The following is a 15,383-nucleotide window of genomic DNA, read 5'->3' as shown; positions in this document are numbered from 1 at the left end:
GAACCTCCGCTTGACCGGTCAGCGGGCCGCCCGATACACTGCGGCCAACACCTGTGCGACGACGATGTACAATTCTTCTGGGATCACCGCGTCCACCTCGACCGCCATCAACGCCTCGGTCAACCCGGCATCCTCGTGGACGGGCACACCCGCCTCCCGCGCCCGCTGAAGGATGGCCTCGGCCACGGCGCCGCTGCCCTTGGCCACCACCCGCGGCGCGGCGCCGGACGCCTGTTCATACTGAAGCGCCACCGCTCGCTTTCTCTCCATCGCGCTCCTCCTCCAGGTCCAGAACACGCCAACTGTCCAGGCGCCATCCCGTCGCCGCCAACGCTGCGGCCAAAGGCTCTGCGGCGGCCTCCAAGGCCGGCCGCATCCGTTCCGGCGCGCGAACCCGGACGGACAAGGACGGACGCGCACACACCAGTTCCACGTTGACCTGCGCCTTCGCCACCCGCAGCCCCAACCGAATGCGATGCACCGTCATGCCGTCGGGCCCCGACCGGGTCTGGCGCTGTCCTTCCCATCGAACGGCCGTCATCGTGCCCTGACCCGAGGCAGGCAGGGGCACCCAAAAGAGGCCCGCGCCGTGGACACTTCCATCCGGAGATTGCACAGCCCCCATCATCCGTTGTAAATACACCCAGTGCCGGACGCGCTCCGGGGCTGCGGACACCTCCTCCTTCCGCCAGGAGGCGAAGTCCGTGACGCCAGCGGTGACGGCGTCCCCAAAACCCGGCGCCGTTCCAGGTCCCGACGTTGCTCCAGGTCCCGACGTTGCTCCAGGTCCCGACGTTGCTCCAGGTCCCGACGTTGCTCCAGGTCCCGACGGCGTTCCAGGTCCCGGCGCTGTTCCAGGCCCCGGCGCTGTTCCAGGTCCCGGCGTCATTCCAGGCCCCGGCGTCATTCCAGGCCCCGGCGTCATTCCAGGCCCCGGCGTCATTCCAGGCCCCGGCACAGGTGCCGTTCCGACTCTTGGCTCCGGACCGCGTTCAGATGCCATTCCGGTCCCTGATAGACCCGGTTCGGATGCCGTTTCAGACCCCGGCACCGGACCTGTACCCGGTTCGAATGGCGATCCGCCCCCCCGCAGGGTACCCGGCTCAGGTACCGTCTCAGTCCCAGGTGCCCGAGCCGGCGCTGGAACCGCACCGGTCCACGGGCCTGGCCATCGCACCTCCTCTTCGGGTGCGGTTGAAGCGACGAGTTCGGCCAGCACCGCCCACAACCGTTCGATGCCATGTTGCGCGACCTCCGCCTGGCCGGTCTGGTGCCCCTCGGCCTGTCTTCCCGTGTCGCCGGCCGTGTGGCTGGCCAAGACCGATTCGAACAACAGTCTTCGCCACGCCCACTCGGTGCGCAGCCACGACGGTCGCTCCAAGAGAACGGCCGGCAGGGCCTGCTCCAGGCGAGCCACGTGCGCCAGGCCGACCCCGTCAGCTGCCGTGCCCGGCGCGGCCTGGCGGGTGCGCGCGGCGTGGGAGCCTCGGGCGGCCCCGATCTCCTGCTGGCGGCTGCCCTCCGTCGCCGCACCCGGTCCGCGCACGCTCGCGGTCTCGCGCGCCGGCGGGACCCCTGTCCCCTGCCCGCCCGGCGGAAGCACCGGCCCGGTCACAGGAGTCCCAGCGTGCCTTGGCACGCTCGCCGGACCGGCGCGAAGGATCGCCGATGCAGCGGGGTCGGTCCGTACTCGGCCAACGCCCGAAGGTGCTCCGGCGTCCCATAGCCGGCGTGATGATCAAACCCGTACTCCGGGTACCGTGAGGCCCAAGCTTTCATCCATCGGTCACGCACCACCTTGGCGACAATGGAGGCCGCAGCGATGGACAGACAGCGGGCGTCCCCATCGACGACAGGCAATGCGGGGCGCGCGACGGACGGAAACACAGGGGGATGCGGCCCGTCGGCCAACACCAACCCAATCTCGACCTCGAGTCCATCGACCGCCCGTCCCATGGCCAATCGCGCCGCCTGCAGGATGTTCATCTCGTCGATCTCGTCGACGGTCGCGTAACCGACCGACACCGAAACCGCCTCTTCCACAATCCGTTCGTACAGGACCTCGCGCTGCCGGTATGTAAGCGACTTCGAGTCGTCGACAAAAGCCCATCGCTCCGGGGGGCCGTCCACCACAACCGCGGCGGCCACCACCGGTCCCGCCAGGGCGCCGCGCCCCGCTTCGTCGACCCCCGCGTACACCGACACCGCTTGGACGAGTGCCCGCTCCTGCGCCCACAGCTGCCTGGCACGTTCCAGTGCCGCGGCCTCCTTGGCCTGCGCCCGCATGACCATCCTCCTCTCTTCCCTACTCGTACAATGTCCTCTCTCCAGTCTACCGGGCGCAGGACCGGCTGACCAGCAGGGCGAGAAGAAACCTTGCGCCGACGCGAAACACGGTGTGCCTTCAGCCCCTTGACGGGGCGGGCCTGTCCGACCGCGCGGCCGTCTCCCGGGCCAACGAGTCCGGAGCCCCCGTCTCCGGTGCCGCCGAATCCGGGCCTGGCGCATCCACCGGCGAATCCGGTGGCCACTCCAACGACAGGCGCCCCAGCTTTCCCGTCTGCACCTCGCGCAGGAGCAGGTCCGCCGCGCGCTCCTCGTCCCATGCGCCGCCGCCCCGGCGCAGGCCCCGGCGCTCGGCGATGGCCTGGAGCACCGGCTCCGCCGCCTGCCACAGCCCGCCCGCATCGCCATGATCCAAGATGCCGGTGTCCGCCACCGGAGACGCACCGTACCGCTCTGCCAACGTGTGCGGATAATACCGGGACGCGAACACGATGAAGTACGCGGCCACCAGCAACCGGTCCACCACGTCGGACTTGATGGCCCCCGAGACAGCCAAGGCCAACGCTGCCCGCTGATCCGTCAGCTTCGGCCACAGGACGCCGGGCGTGTCGAGCAGTTCAACCTTGCCGAGCCGGATCCACTGCTGCGTCTGCGTGACCCCTGGACGATCCCCGATCTTCGTCGCGGACCGGCCCGCCAACCGGTTGATGAGCGATGACTTTCCGACATTCGGAATCCCCACCACCATGGCCCGCAGTGGCCGGGGACGCAGTCCACGCCGGGCTTCTTTCTCCCGTACGGCGTGCGCCGCCTCTTCCAATGCCGGGAGAATCCCTTCAATCCCCCGGCCGCTGCGGGCGTCCACCAGGACCACGGGCTGACCGTGCCGGCGAAAGTGATCCACCCAGGCCCGGGTGGCCGCGGGATCGGCCAGGTCCATGCGCGTCATCACCAGGACCTTGGGCCGGCTGCCGAGCATGTCGCGCAGCATGGGGTTGCTGCTCGCCGACGGCAGGCGGGCGTCCACCAACTCCAAGACCGCGTCCACCCGCCGCAGGGCTTCTTCCATTTGCCGCTTCGCCTTGGCCATGTGGCCAGGAAACCAATGGATGGGTTCCACCGTCTGCCCTCCTCGCTGAGCCATAAAAAAAGGAGGACGGTTCCCCGTCCCCCCTGTTTCCGTCCGTTACCGGATCTCTTTGATGCGCGCCGCCTTGCCGGACAGGCCACGCAGATAGTACAGCTTCGCGCGGCGGACCTTGCCGCGGCGTACCACTTCAATCTTCTCCACCTTCGGAGAATGCAGCGGGAACGTACGTTCAACGCCCACGCCGTAGGAGATCTTGCGCACGGTGTAGGTCTCGCTGATGCCGCCGCCGCGCCGGCGGATCACGACGCCCTCGAAGACCTGAATCCGCTCGCGCTGTCCTTCACGAACCTTCACGTGCACCCGCACGGTGTCACCGGGGCGGAAATCCGGGATGTCGGTGCGCAGCTGGTCGCGGGTCACTTCACGCAGGATGTTCATCCGGAACGCCCTCCTTCCCACAGGTGTTCGTACCGTCTCACGTCACTGGCAGAGGAACACCGTAATCACGCCGAACCATTCTACCATATCGGCGCCAAACTCGGCAATCCTGTCATTTCTTCACGACGCTTCATGCCATCCGCCACGGGTCAGCTGTTGGACCGGTGGATATGCACCGTCGCGCTCATCCCCGGGACCAACTGAACGCCGCCGTACCCCGAGAGGTCAATCCGCACGGGCACCGTCTGCGTCACCTTGGTGTAGGTCCCGCTGGTCGTCCCTGACGCGGGCAGCAGCGAAAACAGCGAGTTGGTCGCCCGTCCGATGGCGCTAACCGTGCCCTTGAACGTCTGATCGGGATACGCGTCGAGGTGGATATCGACCGCGTCCCCCACATCGACGTGGCGCACATCGGTTTCGTTGATGTTGGCCACGACGTACAGGTGGTTCAAATCGACCACGTACGCAAGCGGTTGACCAGGCGCCGCCATCTGACCCACCGTCGCATTGACCTGCGTCACCTTCCCGCTGGTCGGGCTGTCCACCTCCGCGGCCTTGTTCACCGCCGCGACCACATTCGGGTCCTTGGCGGCCGCCCCCAGTTGGCCCAGTTCAATCCGCGGATCGACCTTCCCGAGGACCTGCCCCGCCTGCACCGAATCCCCGTCCTTCACATTCCAACTCGTGAGGTTGCCCGCGAACTGCACATTCACCGGATATTTCGGGCCCTCCACAAAGGCGTTGTTGGTGGTGACATAGTTCTCCCGGTTGTAGTAGTAGGTGTACCCGCCGTAGATCAGGCCCAGGATCACCAGCAACGCCACGACGTTCAATACGATGATGCGCCGCAGTCCCACGCGAACACCCCTCTTCTGAGCCACTGCAATGCTTTAGCCGACATAAATTTTATGATGTGTAGATTCGTTTGTCCAGCGCTTGTCCCGGGGGCACCGCATGAAAAAGGCCCCCGTACCGGGGGCCGCCTTCCCTCTGTCCGGCCTGCCGTTCAGTTGACGTTTTCCAACTGCTTGACCAGATCTTTCGGCAGGGTGATCTGGGCCGCCGGCTGATCGATGTCGAAAAAGACGGTGGTGGCGTCCACCTGGACCGTCCCGATCTCGCGGACGGTGCTCACCGATTCCATGTCGACCCGGCGCAACAGGTGATCGCGTTGTCCGACGTAAAACGTATACCGCACGTCGCCCATCTGGCCGGATTGCACCGGCCAAACCAAATCTGCGTCCCCCGCGGACACCCCGCCCGGCCACAAGCTTTGGCCGGACAGGGTCGCCTGATACACGTCACAGTATTCGTCGTTCACGTACACCTTCGGCAACTGGATGAGCGGGGCCTTTTGCTGCATTCCGTTTTGAATGGCCCGGACATACCCCTGGTACGCGTCCGTGTCCGTCAGGGCGGGTGCCGGTGACCATTGTCCGTCCTGGCGGTAGTAGGCAGATTGGCCCTGCTGGTAAAAGTACAGGTCCGTCCCCTGGTCCAGGAGGTCGATGGAGACGCGATCCGGCCGGTTGATGGCGCCATACGCCGAGAACGTGCTGTGAAGCGAGCCCTGCTGAGACTGGACGTCCACCTTGATCATGTACTGATGCGCCCGTTGTCCGGCTTCGGCCGCGGCCAGCACGGTGACCCACGCCGCCTGGGGTTGGGGGACCCCCTGGCCGGTATCCGGCTTGTCGCTGGGTTGTACCGCAGGGCCGCAACCGGCCAACAGCCACCCTGCGACTCCGGCCGCCCCCCACGCCAGCGCGCCCCGCCGCTCATGCCTGCGTTTCCGGCTCACGGATCGTCTCCCCCTTTCTGCGGATTCGGACCACCCAGCCCGCTGCCATGACGACCGCCAGGACGGCGCTCGTGACCGGGACCACCGGCAGGTGATGGCGGCTCAGCACGAAGATATGGCCCGAGCCGTACAGGGTCAGGACGAGCTGCGGCGCTTCCTGCGGCGTGAACTGGATGGTGCGGACGTTCACCACATTGGTCTGAAACACTCGCCAGTTGCGCACCAGCGCACCGTTCCGGTAGGTGTACGAACTGAAATAGCGCACCGGGCTGTTCCGCAACCAACTCGGGTCGTCCGTCAAGATCTCCGGCACGCTGTCTCCCGGGCACCGGACCGCGCCTTCAAACCGCAACGCATCGTTGGGGGCCGTGTACAGCGTCTTCCACGCCCCGTCCACCAGCCCCAGGATGGAAGCCGGCTGCCCGTTGACGAACACCACATCGCGCCCGCTGTTGTCGATGGGGCCGACGACCACATCATTCGGGAGCGGATGTTGCGGATCGCCGTGATAGGTGCTCACCACGCGGCCACTGTCAAGCGAGACGACCTGCAGGAGATTCACGCCTTGCACCAGGAGCTCGTGCGCCCCAGGGGCGGTGAAGGACCCTTGTCCCGCGATCACGCTGCCCGCCACCGGCACGCGGACCGCCTTCCCCTGCCACGTGCCCCGCAGGAAGCCATCCTCAATCGTGAATCCGGCATCGGGCGTCACGCCGAGCCTGGCCAGGACCTGCCCCCAGTTGTGCGTTTCCTCGGTTTGCACGGCATTGCCGAGCCCCGTCACCGCGGCACCGAGATCCGCCGGTGTCAACGACATGCGGGTCAGGTCGTGCACTTCCGCAGCAGGAGCCATGTACTGCAACACCCGGTCTCCGTCGAGGATCCAGTCCGCGCGGACGAACGGGAAAAACGGCGCGATGAAGGGCGTGATGTCCAACCGCGCCAGGTCCTCGGGAGACGCCGGGACGAGGTGAAATCCGTGCGCTGCGGGCGCGAGTTCCACGAATTGATACCGATGGCCGAAGTCGCGCAACATCTCCCCGAGCGCTCCGGGACTGTCCGTGGCTTGCAACGCCTCCCGCTGGATCTCCTGTTGCGTCTCAGGCACATTGGCCAGCGTGATCAACGATTGCCCCTGCCCGGTGTCCACCACCTCCAGCGGGAGGGCGGGCAGATCCGCGGGATCGAATCCGACCCGCGTGTGATACGTCACGCGGAAGTGGGTGAGGAACGTCCATTGGTCAAGCGGCAGCCAGGCGTTCGCCAGCGCCAGGACGACGGCGCTCAAGGCGAGCGGCCAGGGACGTACGCGTCCGAACCACCACGCCAGGACGAACAGGCCCAGGACCATGACCAGCCCGATGGCGGCCGCGGTGATGAGCGGCTTCGCCGCGAGGCGGCTCAATCCCTGTCCGGCCAACAGGGCGAACAGGGTGAAGGTCACCCAGCGGCGCCGTGCTGCGGGCGGGATGCTGGTCCACCAGACCAGGGCGATCGCCATGACGGCCAGGACGCCGTAGACGGAACCGTCCAAGGCGAGCGGCCGAATGAGCCAAACGTTGCACAGGTTCACGAACACCGCCCACGCCACATACAGGAGGACGGACACATTACGCCTCAGGCGCTGCATCGGGCACCTCCTCCCGTTCCCGCCACGCCGATCCCCAGATGAGCAGCAGCATGGCATACGTGAAATAAGCCACGGCCATCGGTGCGAATTCAAACACATTCTCCATCCCGTTGTGGATGAGCACGGCGATGAGCCCCGTCACTCCGCCAATGACGACATACCGATCCCGGCCGCGGACGAACCGCAGGGGACCCCGGAACAGATCCCGCATCAACTGCAGATGCATCGCCGCAAACAGCGTCAATCCGACCAGGCCCGTCTCCGCCAGCGTCTTGGCGTAGTAGTTGTCCGAGTAGATGCCGCCTTTGTAGAGCGAACTGACGGCGCCGCCGAAGTTTCCGACGCCGACGCCGAACAGCGGATTGGTGCTCATGCGGTCGTAGGCGGTGATCCATTTGAAGACACGCCCGCTTTCCGAGGACTTGATCCAGTAAACGGGCGACAGCAGTTCGGAGATCCGGTGATGGATCGGCGGCAAAAACACCGCGACGGCCGCGACGACCACGAGGACCAGCAACAGCCGGCGTTCGAAGCGAACGGCCATGATGACGACGGCCACCGCCAACGCCACCCACGCGCCGCGGGTGGAGGTGAACAGCAACGTCGCCATGCACAGCGGCGTCCCGGCGGCGTACAGCCACCGGCGCCAGCGATCGCGCTCCGCCAACGCCAACCCGAACATCAACGGCGTCGACAGCGCCATATACGCCCCGAGTTCGTTCGGGCTCTGCAACACGCTGAACACCCTGGTGCGCACATGCTCACTCGCATCCACCCAGCCGCCGGGGATCGGGACCGGCAGCAGGTACTGAATGACTCCGTGAATGCCCACGAGCATGGCCACCAAGGCGCCCAGGTGGAGCAGCCTGGGCACATCCTCGGGGGCAATCAGGAACGGGAACAAGAACGTGTACAGGATGTAGTACACGTCGATCCGATACCCCTGGACCGCAACCACCGGTTGCACCAGTCCGGCGAACATGAGGCCCATGCCGAAGAGGATGAACCAACCGGCGTACCGCTGCCAGGGAAACCACTGCGGCCGGTGCCCGGCGATGAACCGTCCCAGCGCGAGGATGGCGAGCACCACCAACACGACCTTGTCCCAGAGGAGCCCCAGGACATGGACGACGGGTTGGCGCAAGGCGAAATCGACCACAGGGAACAGCATCCACAGATAGAGGCACCATCGGGCCCAAGCGGAGTTCGCCAGCCCGGCAGACGTTCCGGACATGGACGGGACAGCCGCGGCAGCGGCGCGATACGTCATAACATTCCACTCCCAAGCGCCCGCGGCCGAAACCAGGCCCGTCAGGCGTGTTTGCTCAGTCATGGTTCAGTGCTTCGACAATTGGAACGCAGGCCGGATCTCGCCGACCCAGGTCCCGGCATGATTGCGCAGCTGCGGCCGGCGAAAGGCCTGGAGCTTCGACACCACCGCTTCGGGGACGAGCCCGGCCTGCGCCAGGGTCTCCACCACGGCAGGATACGCGGCGCGTGCGTTCCCGTCGTCCACCTTTACGCACAGTCCGATGCCTTTCCCCATCACGCCTGCGCAGTACACCCCTTCCGCTCCGGCCTTGCCGAGCACGGTACCCTGGCCGGCGCACATCAGATCAGTACAAAACCGCTCTGTCCCCGCCACCAGGTGCGGATGGGACACCATCGCCCGGGCGATCCGCTCCATAGCGGCCGCCCGGCGGGTCCCGAGGACCGTTGCAGACGGTGCGCTGAAGTGGGCATACGCGCGGGCGAGGCGATCCTGGGGCAGTCCGAACACGGGAACCCCGCACCCGTCCGTACCGAGCACGATGTCTTCCTCCGGGACGCCGGTGACCTCCGCGACCGCTTGCAGAATGAGGCGTTGCACCGGATGATCCGGCTCCAGGTATGTATCGAGATCGGCTCCGAGAAATTTAGCGAGCGCCAGCATACCGGCGTGCTTGCCGGAACAGTTGTTGTGGATGGCCTCCGGCGACGCGCCGCTGCGAAGCAGCCGCTCGTACGACGGCGCGTGATACGGGGGATGGGCGCCACACCGGAGATGGCTGGAATGGATGCCAATCCGCTGCAAAAATGCCAGCACGCGCTCTGTGTGCGCCTCCTCGCCGCTGTGGGAAGCGCAGGCGAGCGCAATCTCCTCGTCACTCATTCCAAACGCGTCCGCCGCGCCGCTCTCGACCAACGGCAGCGCCTGCAATGGTTTCGCTGACGAGCGGGCGTACGTCACCCGGTGCGGATTGCCTGCGGACCAGAGGACGCGTCCCTCGGTGTCCACCACCGCGATGTCCCCCAGATGACGGCTCTCCACCAGCGGACCGCGGACGACTTCGACCAACAGTTCACTCATTCGGATCCCTCTTTGTTCTCTGCACAAGTTTTCGCTGCCGGCGCAGTTCGTACCGCGCGGGCGCGGTTTCGTAGTGGTGACGCTCCTCGTCGGTCTCGGGATACACGGGGGGCACTTCGGTCGGCCGCCCGTCAGGCCCGATGGCGACAAAGGTCAAATAGGCCCGGGCGGTGGTCTTCACCTCACCGGTCATCAGGTTTTCAGATTCGACCCGGACGAACACCTCCATGGAGGTTTTGTGGGTCCAGGTGACGAACGCCTCAAGGCGCACCGCTTCCCCCACGCGGATCGGTTCCAGAAAATCAAGACTGTCGCTGGACGCGGTGACCACCGGCTTGCGCGCATGGCGCATGCAGGCGATGCTGGCGATCTTATCGATGTACCGCATCACGTTGCCGCCGAAGATGGTCCCGTGATTGTTGGTGTCAGGCGGCAGCACCAAATCGGTCATGACGGTACGCGACATGCGGCACGGTTTGGGATCCATCCAGCCTCTCTCCTCCCTTCCGATGGCTCGTCTCCGATGGGTCGTCCTCGCAGGGGCCACATCCCAGTATCCGCAATTCTCATGCCTGGCGTCAACCCAACCTCGCCGCGGAGACTGCGTTCATGAATAGAACGATGGGTTGGGGTTAGGATAACGCACGCACCTGTTCGTATGCCGGAGAGGAGGAAGACGGTGGTGGAAACTGCGGACGCGCTTCTTCGGTTGGCACAGGACGTCTGGGCGTTGGAGCAGGAAGGCGCAAACCTGTCACAGACATGGTACGGTTTTGAGACGCCCGAGGCGGGCGCCCTCAAACGGTTGCACACCGTCAACGGACAAGCGTTGACGAAGCTGGAGCGCCTGGCACAGGGGCTCGACAGCAGGGTTCGCAGTGCCGACGACGGTGATCGACCCCACCTGCAACATGCGTACCACCTGGTTCAGGAGCTGATTCAATCCAGGCGTGCCGTGCACGAGCTGGTCGGCGCCCAACTGGACGGTCGGCGCGCATTTGATGAGGATCTTCGTGCGCTGGGATTGAAGGAACGGGCGGCAGCGCAACAAGCCAGAAAACTGTGCGACACCCTGAAACGGATTCATTGAATGACATGCCCCGGGTCACTTGGACGGACCCGGGCGTGCCGGCTGCGGCAATGTCTGCCATTGCGTCAACAGGCTGGACGGGTTGATGGCCCACTCCCCCCGTCCCGTGTCCCGGTAGACGCCGAAGTGCAGATGCGGCGGAAATTTCCCACTGGTTCCCGGTGGACCGTACCCGCTGCGGCCCACGTACCCGATGACTTGGCCCGGTTCCACCACGTCGCCTCGCTTCAACCCCTTGGCGTAGCTGGACAGGTGTGCATAGTAATAATACATGTTGTTGACGTCGCGGATCCCGATCCGCCAACCGCCATACCGGTTCCAACCCATCAGTTCCACGTAACCGTAACTGCAGGCCAACACGGGTGTGCCGGATGGTGCGAAGATGTCGACACCCTCGTGAATCCGCCGTCCGCCCCAGCTCCTGCCGGCTCCGAAGTTGTGCTTGACCGCGTAGTCGGCTCGTTTCCACACGGGAAAGCAGTGGCCTTTGGGATTCAAGCCGTACCTGTCGAATAACGTCTGAAAGGCCGCGATGCGGTCCATGGCCACCGGGTCCTGGAACAGATCCCAGATGGCCACCTCCCCATCGTCTTCGCCGGACAACTCGTCCAGCCACTCGGCAAGGACAGGGATACGATCCTGCGGATCCCAAGGCAACGCCATCCCGTCCCCGTTTCCGTCACGGCCGAGCCCATGAAACAGGCTGATGGTCGTCGGATCGATGTCGAGCCAGTTGGGATTGTCGATGCCTGCCCACGCGGCGGGCTCGAAGGCGAACCCGTAAAACGGATGGCGCTCCAGGTCACCTTTCGTCTTCATCAGCTCGGCGTATCGATCCACCGCCGCCAGCAACGTCCAGCTGACCCCGGTGTCTGCGGCCGCCTTCCGGTAGATGGGCAACAGCTCCTCCTGCGTCTTGCGCTCTGCGGCACTCACCAGACTGTCCGGAGCCCAACCGGCGACCATCGCCAAGAGGGCACACACCATCACGAAGAACCGTCGTTTGTTCATCGCCCAACCCCCCGGGACAGGTGTACGGGTCCTGTTCGCCACACGGAACACACGGCCCGGTGCTCCCCTTGTTACCCTGTCCCCGTCGGAGGATGGCTATTCCTGCCCGTCCGTACCCAGTGGGCCGGCGATTGCCAATTGCCATATCCCGGTGACCCACGTGTGACCCGCCAGTGACCCGCCGGTCCCGCACGCAAGGCACGAACAAGGGCGGACCTGTGGGTCCGCCTTCGGAAGGGATCCTTGCGTCTTGTCTCTGAACCGCCAGTCAACCAAAGATGGCACGCGTTGTAGTTCGTCGCGTCTGTCTCCACACCGTCTCGAAGCCGGTTTGGATCCAGATGTCCACTGGGTACAGATCCTGATCGGCCTCGTGTGCGACCCTCCTTGCCTCCGCGAATGACGAAAAAGGACCTTCTTGGTAGGCGTGCTCGTCGTCCGCCAGATGATAGTACAGCCAGTAAGCGTTTACCTGCAACGCACCACCGAAGCGCTCCGACAGATTGGGCCGCGCGCACCCTTCGCGAACGCCTCGGTTTACACGTATGTCGGCCGAAGCGTGTCTCATTCAATCCCGCGTGAGAAACGTGAGAAAAATCCTGTGCGCCGGACAGGGCGCGTGTGATTTCCCGCGTCCGTGTGATTCCCCGTGTGTCCATGATATGCTGGAACCGGTGTCCACCACAGGTGTGCATGAAGACGTTGGAGGTGCGATGTTAAACCATGCGGTCGGATGCGATGGAGCCATCAAATGTGACGAAGAGATCAGGGGCGACGGCGCAGCCAGGAACGACGGATGGCACAGGCATGCCGCCGGAGAGACAAGGCGTGGCGCCGGAGGCGCATGGCGTGGAGTCAGAACTGGAGTTGATTGTCCGGTCCACCGAGATCGACGTCAATGGCCACGTCAACAATGCAAAGTTTCTCGAATATCTGGAGTGGGGCCGCGAGGATTGGTACGAACGGTGCGGATTCGACTATGAAACCCTGCGCAGGCTCGGAGTCGTGACCGTGGTCGCGCATGTCAGCGCGAACTATCGCCGGGAAGCCTTCCAGAACGACCGGCTGCGGGTCCGAACACGGCTGACATCCGTCGGCAACACCAGTATGCGCATGGGTCAGTGGATCACGAATCAGCGAGACGAACTCGTCCTGGACGCCGAGTTCGTCGTCGTCACCGTCGATCCCGGCACCCGCAAACCCGTGCGCGTCCCGGACGCATTTCGCGCGCACGTGATGCCGCCCTTGGTGTCCGGTTGAGCCAGGTTTAGCCCGATTACACCAGGTTGGGCCGGTCTGAACCCGTCTGAACCGGGTTGAGGACGGTTGAGGACGGCTAAATGGGGTTGAGCCCGGTGGAGCCAACAGCTCATAGCGTTCCGGCTGACTACGGGACCCTCGGCGCTTCACCCCGCCCCGGCGGGGGATGGCGCCTTCCGTCTTATGTAGGCCATGGCACTGCTCGATCCAGGTCCATCACCTCGTGAGAACTGTAACCGAGCCGGTGCAACATCCGGCGGAACGATTCCGGCAAAGGGGCGTGCAATAGGCGCCCGTCCGCCAATTGGAGCCAACCGGCGTGCAGCCATTGATGCGGTTCGAGATTCGGATCCCGATGCGGTTCCCGGTTCGCGTGCCTCGTGGAAACTGCAGGGGGGCCGGCAACGGGTCTGGCACCACCGTATTTCACGTCTCCCCACAGCGGATATCCCAGGTGGGCGAAGTGGGCCCGAATCTGGTGGGTCCGACCGGTGACCAACTCCACGCACACCACGCTGGTCTGATGAGCCTGTGCCAGCCGCCGGAACCGCGTGATCGCGTCCTTCCCCTGTTCCGGAGATTGTTCCAGCACAAAGGTGCGATTCCGGCGCTCCTCCCGTTCCAGTCGGGCCACGACCTGTCCCTCCGGCGGAACAACGCCGCGCACGATGGCCACATACCATTTCCGAATGCGGTGCTCCTGGAGGTCGGCGGCAATCTTTCGCGCCGCCTCCCCATGTTTGGCGAACAGAACCAGTCCGCTTGTGTTGCGGTCCAGCCGATGTGCGGGCGCAGGGACGAAACGCCGGGCATCGAGATCGCCCCGCGCGTACAGATGTGCCGCCACGCGGTTGGCCAGGGTGTCCTTGTGCTCCCCGGGCGCCCCGTGGGTCAACAACCCTGCCGGCTTGTTGACCGCAATCAGGTCGTCATCCTCGTACACAATCTCGATGTCCGTAGGAACGCCCTGGTATTTCCGCACCGGCTTGCTCACCTGTGAAAAGTCCTCCTCTGCCATGTAGAGGCGGACGACATCACCCTCGGTGAGAACATCGTCCGGCTTCACGCGCTTCCCGTTTCGCTTCACGCGCCCTGTCCGGATCATCTTGTGGATCCCGGATAGGGGGATACCGGGCAACAATTGCCGCATCCACCGGTGGACCTTCTTCCCTGCCTCCATCGGCCCGACCTCGATTTCGACCATCGCCGTGCCTCCTGTGCCGCTCTGTCCTGTATCACGAGAAATTCGTCCCCATGCTGGCTCCGTCGTGCCTCGCACGCGTCCCTCCCACCCGTGCGCCTACCTCTCACGCGTGCGTCCCACATCAGACTCGCCAGACTCCGGACTGCCTGTCACGAGCGACCCGCTCAATGACGGAACAGATGGGTCAATAAGATGGACCAATCATGTGCCAAAACATGAGCCAACCGTCGCCCATTGTAAACCAAAACCTGCGCGACTTCGAATCGGTCATACGTTCGGCGCATGCTTGCGACGTAAGCGTCAAATAGTCCACACCTAGCGCCAAGCCTTGGTCTGCGAGATGATTCCCCCAGAACCCAATCATGGAGGGATCATCGTGACGAAAGCGGAGTTGGAAGAGCTTCGTGAGCTTTGGCGCGCCCGCGTGGCCGACTTCCGGGCCAGCGGACAAACGGGCGCCGCATGGTGTGCTGTCCACCAGATCAAGGAGCACCAGCTGTGGTATTGGGTGGGCAAGTTCAAGGCGGAGCAGGTCGAGCCGCAGCCTCGTTTTGTCCCCATTCATGTCCAGGAACCGACCGGAGAGGTGGACAAACCGCTGTCCGTCCGTGTGGGCCCGGCCATCATCGAGGTCACACCCGGTTACGACACTGAACTGCTGCGCGATGTGGTACGCACGTTGTCCGGCCTATGCTGAACATCGGTACCGGACCGGAACTGCGTGTGTACCTGGCATGCGGCAGCACGGACATGCGCAAATCCATCGACGGCTTGGCAGCCTTGGTTCAGGAGTCTTTCGAGCTGGATCCGTTTTCTCCGTGCATTTTCGTCTTTTGTAGCCGGAAGCGGGACAAGCTGAAAATCCTGTACTGGGAGTACAACGGCTTCTGGCTGTATTACCGACGCCTGGAGCGTGGACGGTTTCAATGGCCTGACACCAGTGCCGGCAAGACCGTCGTCATTGGCCGACGGGAACTGAACTGGCTGCTGGACGGGCTGTCACTCACCCAGCAGAAGGCCCACCCGCAGGTCTCAGCCAAGAGAGTGGTGTGACGGGGAAAATCGCAAAAGATGCCTTTCTAACAAGGGATTTCGGCGGCTGCGTCGAAGTCCTTTTGCATGATGAACACGACGACGGTGACCACCAACCAACCGGAATCCCTGCAGGAACGCTACGAAGCGTTGGAGCGGGAAAACGCGGAGCTGAAAAAGCAGGTGAAGCT

General features: G+C 64.5%; 17 protein-coding genes. 4 read left to right on the top strand and 13 right to left on the bottom strand.

What is annotated here, in order from left to right; genetic code table 11:
• Window positions 1-18: 18 nt before the first annotated feature.
• From BM357_RS07710 to BM357_RS07655, 11 genes are all read right to left on the bottom strand, one after another.
• Window positions 19-270: an EscU/YscU/HrcU family type III secretion system export apparatus switch protein gene (locus tag BM357_RS07710; RefSeq protein WP_074951286.1), complete on the bottom strand. Its 252-nt coding sequence runs from the start codon at window positions 268-270 to the stop codon at window positions 19-21.
• On the bottom strand, window positions 236-1,615 hold the full coding sequence (locus BM357_RS19255) for a hypothetical protein (protein WP_139234618.1): 1,380 nt from the start codon (window positions 1,613-1,615) through the stop codon (window positions 236-238). The genes BM357_RS07710 and BM357_RS19255 overlap by 35 nt, the downstream gene beginning before the upstream one ends.
• A complete protein-coding gene (locus BM357_RS07695; RefSeq protein ID WP_074951280.1) occupies window positions 1,612-2,286 on the bottom strand; it encodes a ribonuclease HII in 675 nt (224 codons plus the stop codon). The genes BM357_RS19255 and BM357_RS07695 overlap by 4 nt, the downstream gene beginning before the upstream one ends.
• A 118-nt stretch (window positions 2,287-2,404) precedes the next feature.
• Window positions 2,405-3,406, bottom strand: coding sequence for a ribosome biogenesis GTPase YlqF (gene ylqF / locus BM357_RS07690; RefSeq protein ID WP_074951278.1), 1,002 nt, complete (start codon window positions 3,404-3,406; stop codon window positions 2,405-2,407).
• A 66-nt stretch (window positions 3,407-3,472) separates the two neighbouring features.
• A complete protein-coding gene (rplS, locus tag BM357_RS07685; protein WP_029420527.1) occupies window positions 3,473-3,814 on the bottom strand; it encodes a 50S ribosomal protein L19 in 342 nt (113 codons plus the stop codon).
• A 149-nt stretch (window positions 3,815-3,963) separates the two neighbouring features.
• On the bottom strand, window positions 3,964-4,671 hold the full coding sequence (locus BM357_RS07680; protein ID WP_175511482.1) for an HlyD family secretion protein: 708 nt from the start codon (window positions 4,669-4,671) through the stop codon (window positions 3,964-3,966).
• Window positions 4,672-4,820: 149 nt separating this feature from the next.
• Window positions 4,821-5,615: a hypothetical protein gene (locus BM357_RS07675; protein ID WP_074951276.1), complete on the bottom strand. Its 795-nt coding sequence runs from the start codon at window positions 5,613-5,615 to the stop codon at window positions 4,821-4,823.
• A complete protein-coding gene (locus tag BM357_RS07670; RefSeq protein WP_074951274.1) occupies window positions 5,593-7,245 on the bottom strand; it encodes a hypothetical protein in 1,653 nt (550 codons plus the stop codon). Before BM357_RS07670 ends, BM357_RS07675 begins: the two co-directional genes overlap by 23 nt.
• Entirely contained in the window at window positions 7,226-8,515 is a 1,290-nt protein-coding gene (locus BM357_RS07665) for an O-antigen ligase family protein (RefSeq protein ID WP_074951272.1), read from the bottom strand. Before BM357_RS07665 ends, BM357_RS07670 begins: the two co-directional genes overlap by 20 nt.
• Before the next feature lie 66 nt (window positions 8,516-8,581).
• On the bottom strand, window positions 8,582-9,595 hold the full coding sequence (locus BM357_RS07660; protein WP_074951271.1) for an asparaginase: 1,014 nt from the start codon (window positions 9,593-9,595) through the stop codon (window positions 8,582-8,584).
• Entirely contained in the window at window positions 9,588-10,082 is a 495-nt protein-coding gene (locus BM357_RS07655) for an acyl-CoA thioesterase (RefSeq protein ID WP_074951270.1), read from the bottom strand. The genes BM357_RS07660 and BM357_RS07655 overlap by 8 nt, the downstream gene beginning before the upstream one ends.
• A gap of 192 nt (window positions 10,083-10,274) precedes the next feature.
• Between BM357_RS07655 and BM357_RS07650 the strand changes: the two genes are divergently transcribed.
• Window positions 10,275-10,685 carry a hypothetical protein gene (locus BM357_RS07650; RefSeq protein WP_074951268.1) on the top strand — a complete coding sequence of 137 codons (411 nt, stop codon included), beginning with the start codon at window positions 10,275-10,277 and terminating at the stop codon, window positions 10,683-10,685.
• A gap of 15 nt (window positions 10,686-10,700) precedes the next feature.
• On the opposite strand, the gene BM357_RS07645 is transcribed toward BM357_RS07650, so the two are convergent.
• Window positions 10,701-11,696, bottom strand: coding sequence for a M23 family metallopeptidase (locus tag BM357_RS07645; protein ID WP_074951266.1), 996 nt, complete (start codon window positions 11,694-11,696; stop codon window positions 10,701-10,703).
• A 753-nt stretch (window positions 11,697-12,449) separates the two neighbouring features.
• On the opposite strand from BM357_RS07645, the gene BM357_RS07635 reads away from it, so the two are divergent.
• On the top strand, window positions 12,450-12,956 hold the full coding sequence (locus BM357_RS07635) for an acyl-CoA thioesterase (RefSeq protein ID WP_342741606.1): 507 nt from the start codon (window positions 12,450-12,452) through the stop codon (window positions 12,954-12,956).
• A gap of 181 nt (window positions 12,957-13,137) precedes the next feature.
• Here the strand turns inward: BM357_RS07635 and BM357_RS07630 are convergent, their stop codons facing one another.
• Window positions 13,138-14,160 (bottom strand): RluA family pseudouridine synthase, encoded by a 1,023-nt coding sequence (locus BM357_RS07630; protein ID WP_074951263.1) that lies wholly within the window; start codon window positions 14,158-14,160, stop codon window positions 13,138-13,140.
• 376 nt (window positions 14,161-14,536) lie between these two features.
• Here BM357_RS07630 and tnpA point away from each other — a divergent pair, with 376 nt between their 5' ends.
• Together tnpA and tnpB are read left to right on the top strand one after the other, a co-directional pair.
• A complete protein-coding gene (gene tnpA / locus BM357_RS07625; RefSeq protein WP_245783892.1) occupies window positions 14,537-14,857 on the top strand; it encodes an IS66 family insertion sequence element accessory protein TnpA in 321 nt (106 codons plus the stop codon).
• Window positions 14,851-15,213, top strand: coding sequence for an IS66 family insertion sequence element accessory protein TnpB (tnpB, locus tag BM357_RS07620; RefSeq protein WP_074951261.1), 363 nt, complete (start codon window positions 14,851-14,853; stop codon window positions 15,211-15,213). Before tnpA ends, tnpB begins: the two co-directional genes overlap by 7 nt.
• Window positions 15,214-15,383: the final 170 nt, after the last annotated feature.

This window comes from Paenalicyclobacillus macrosporangiidus (assembly GCF_900116805.1).
GTDB classification, from domain to species: Bacteria; Bacillota; Bacilli; order Alicyclobacillales; family Alicyclobacillaceae; genus Alicyclobacillus_H; species Alicyclobacillus_H macrosporangiidus.
This window is presented reverse-complemented; position numbering and strand designations above follow the sequence as displayed.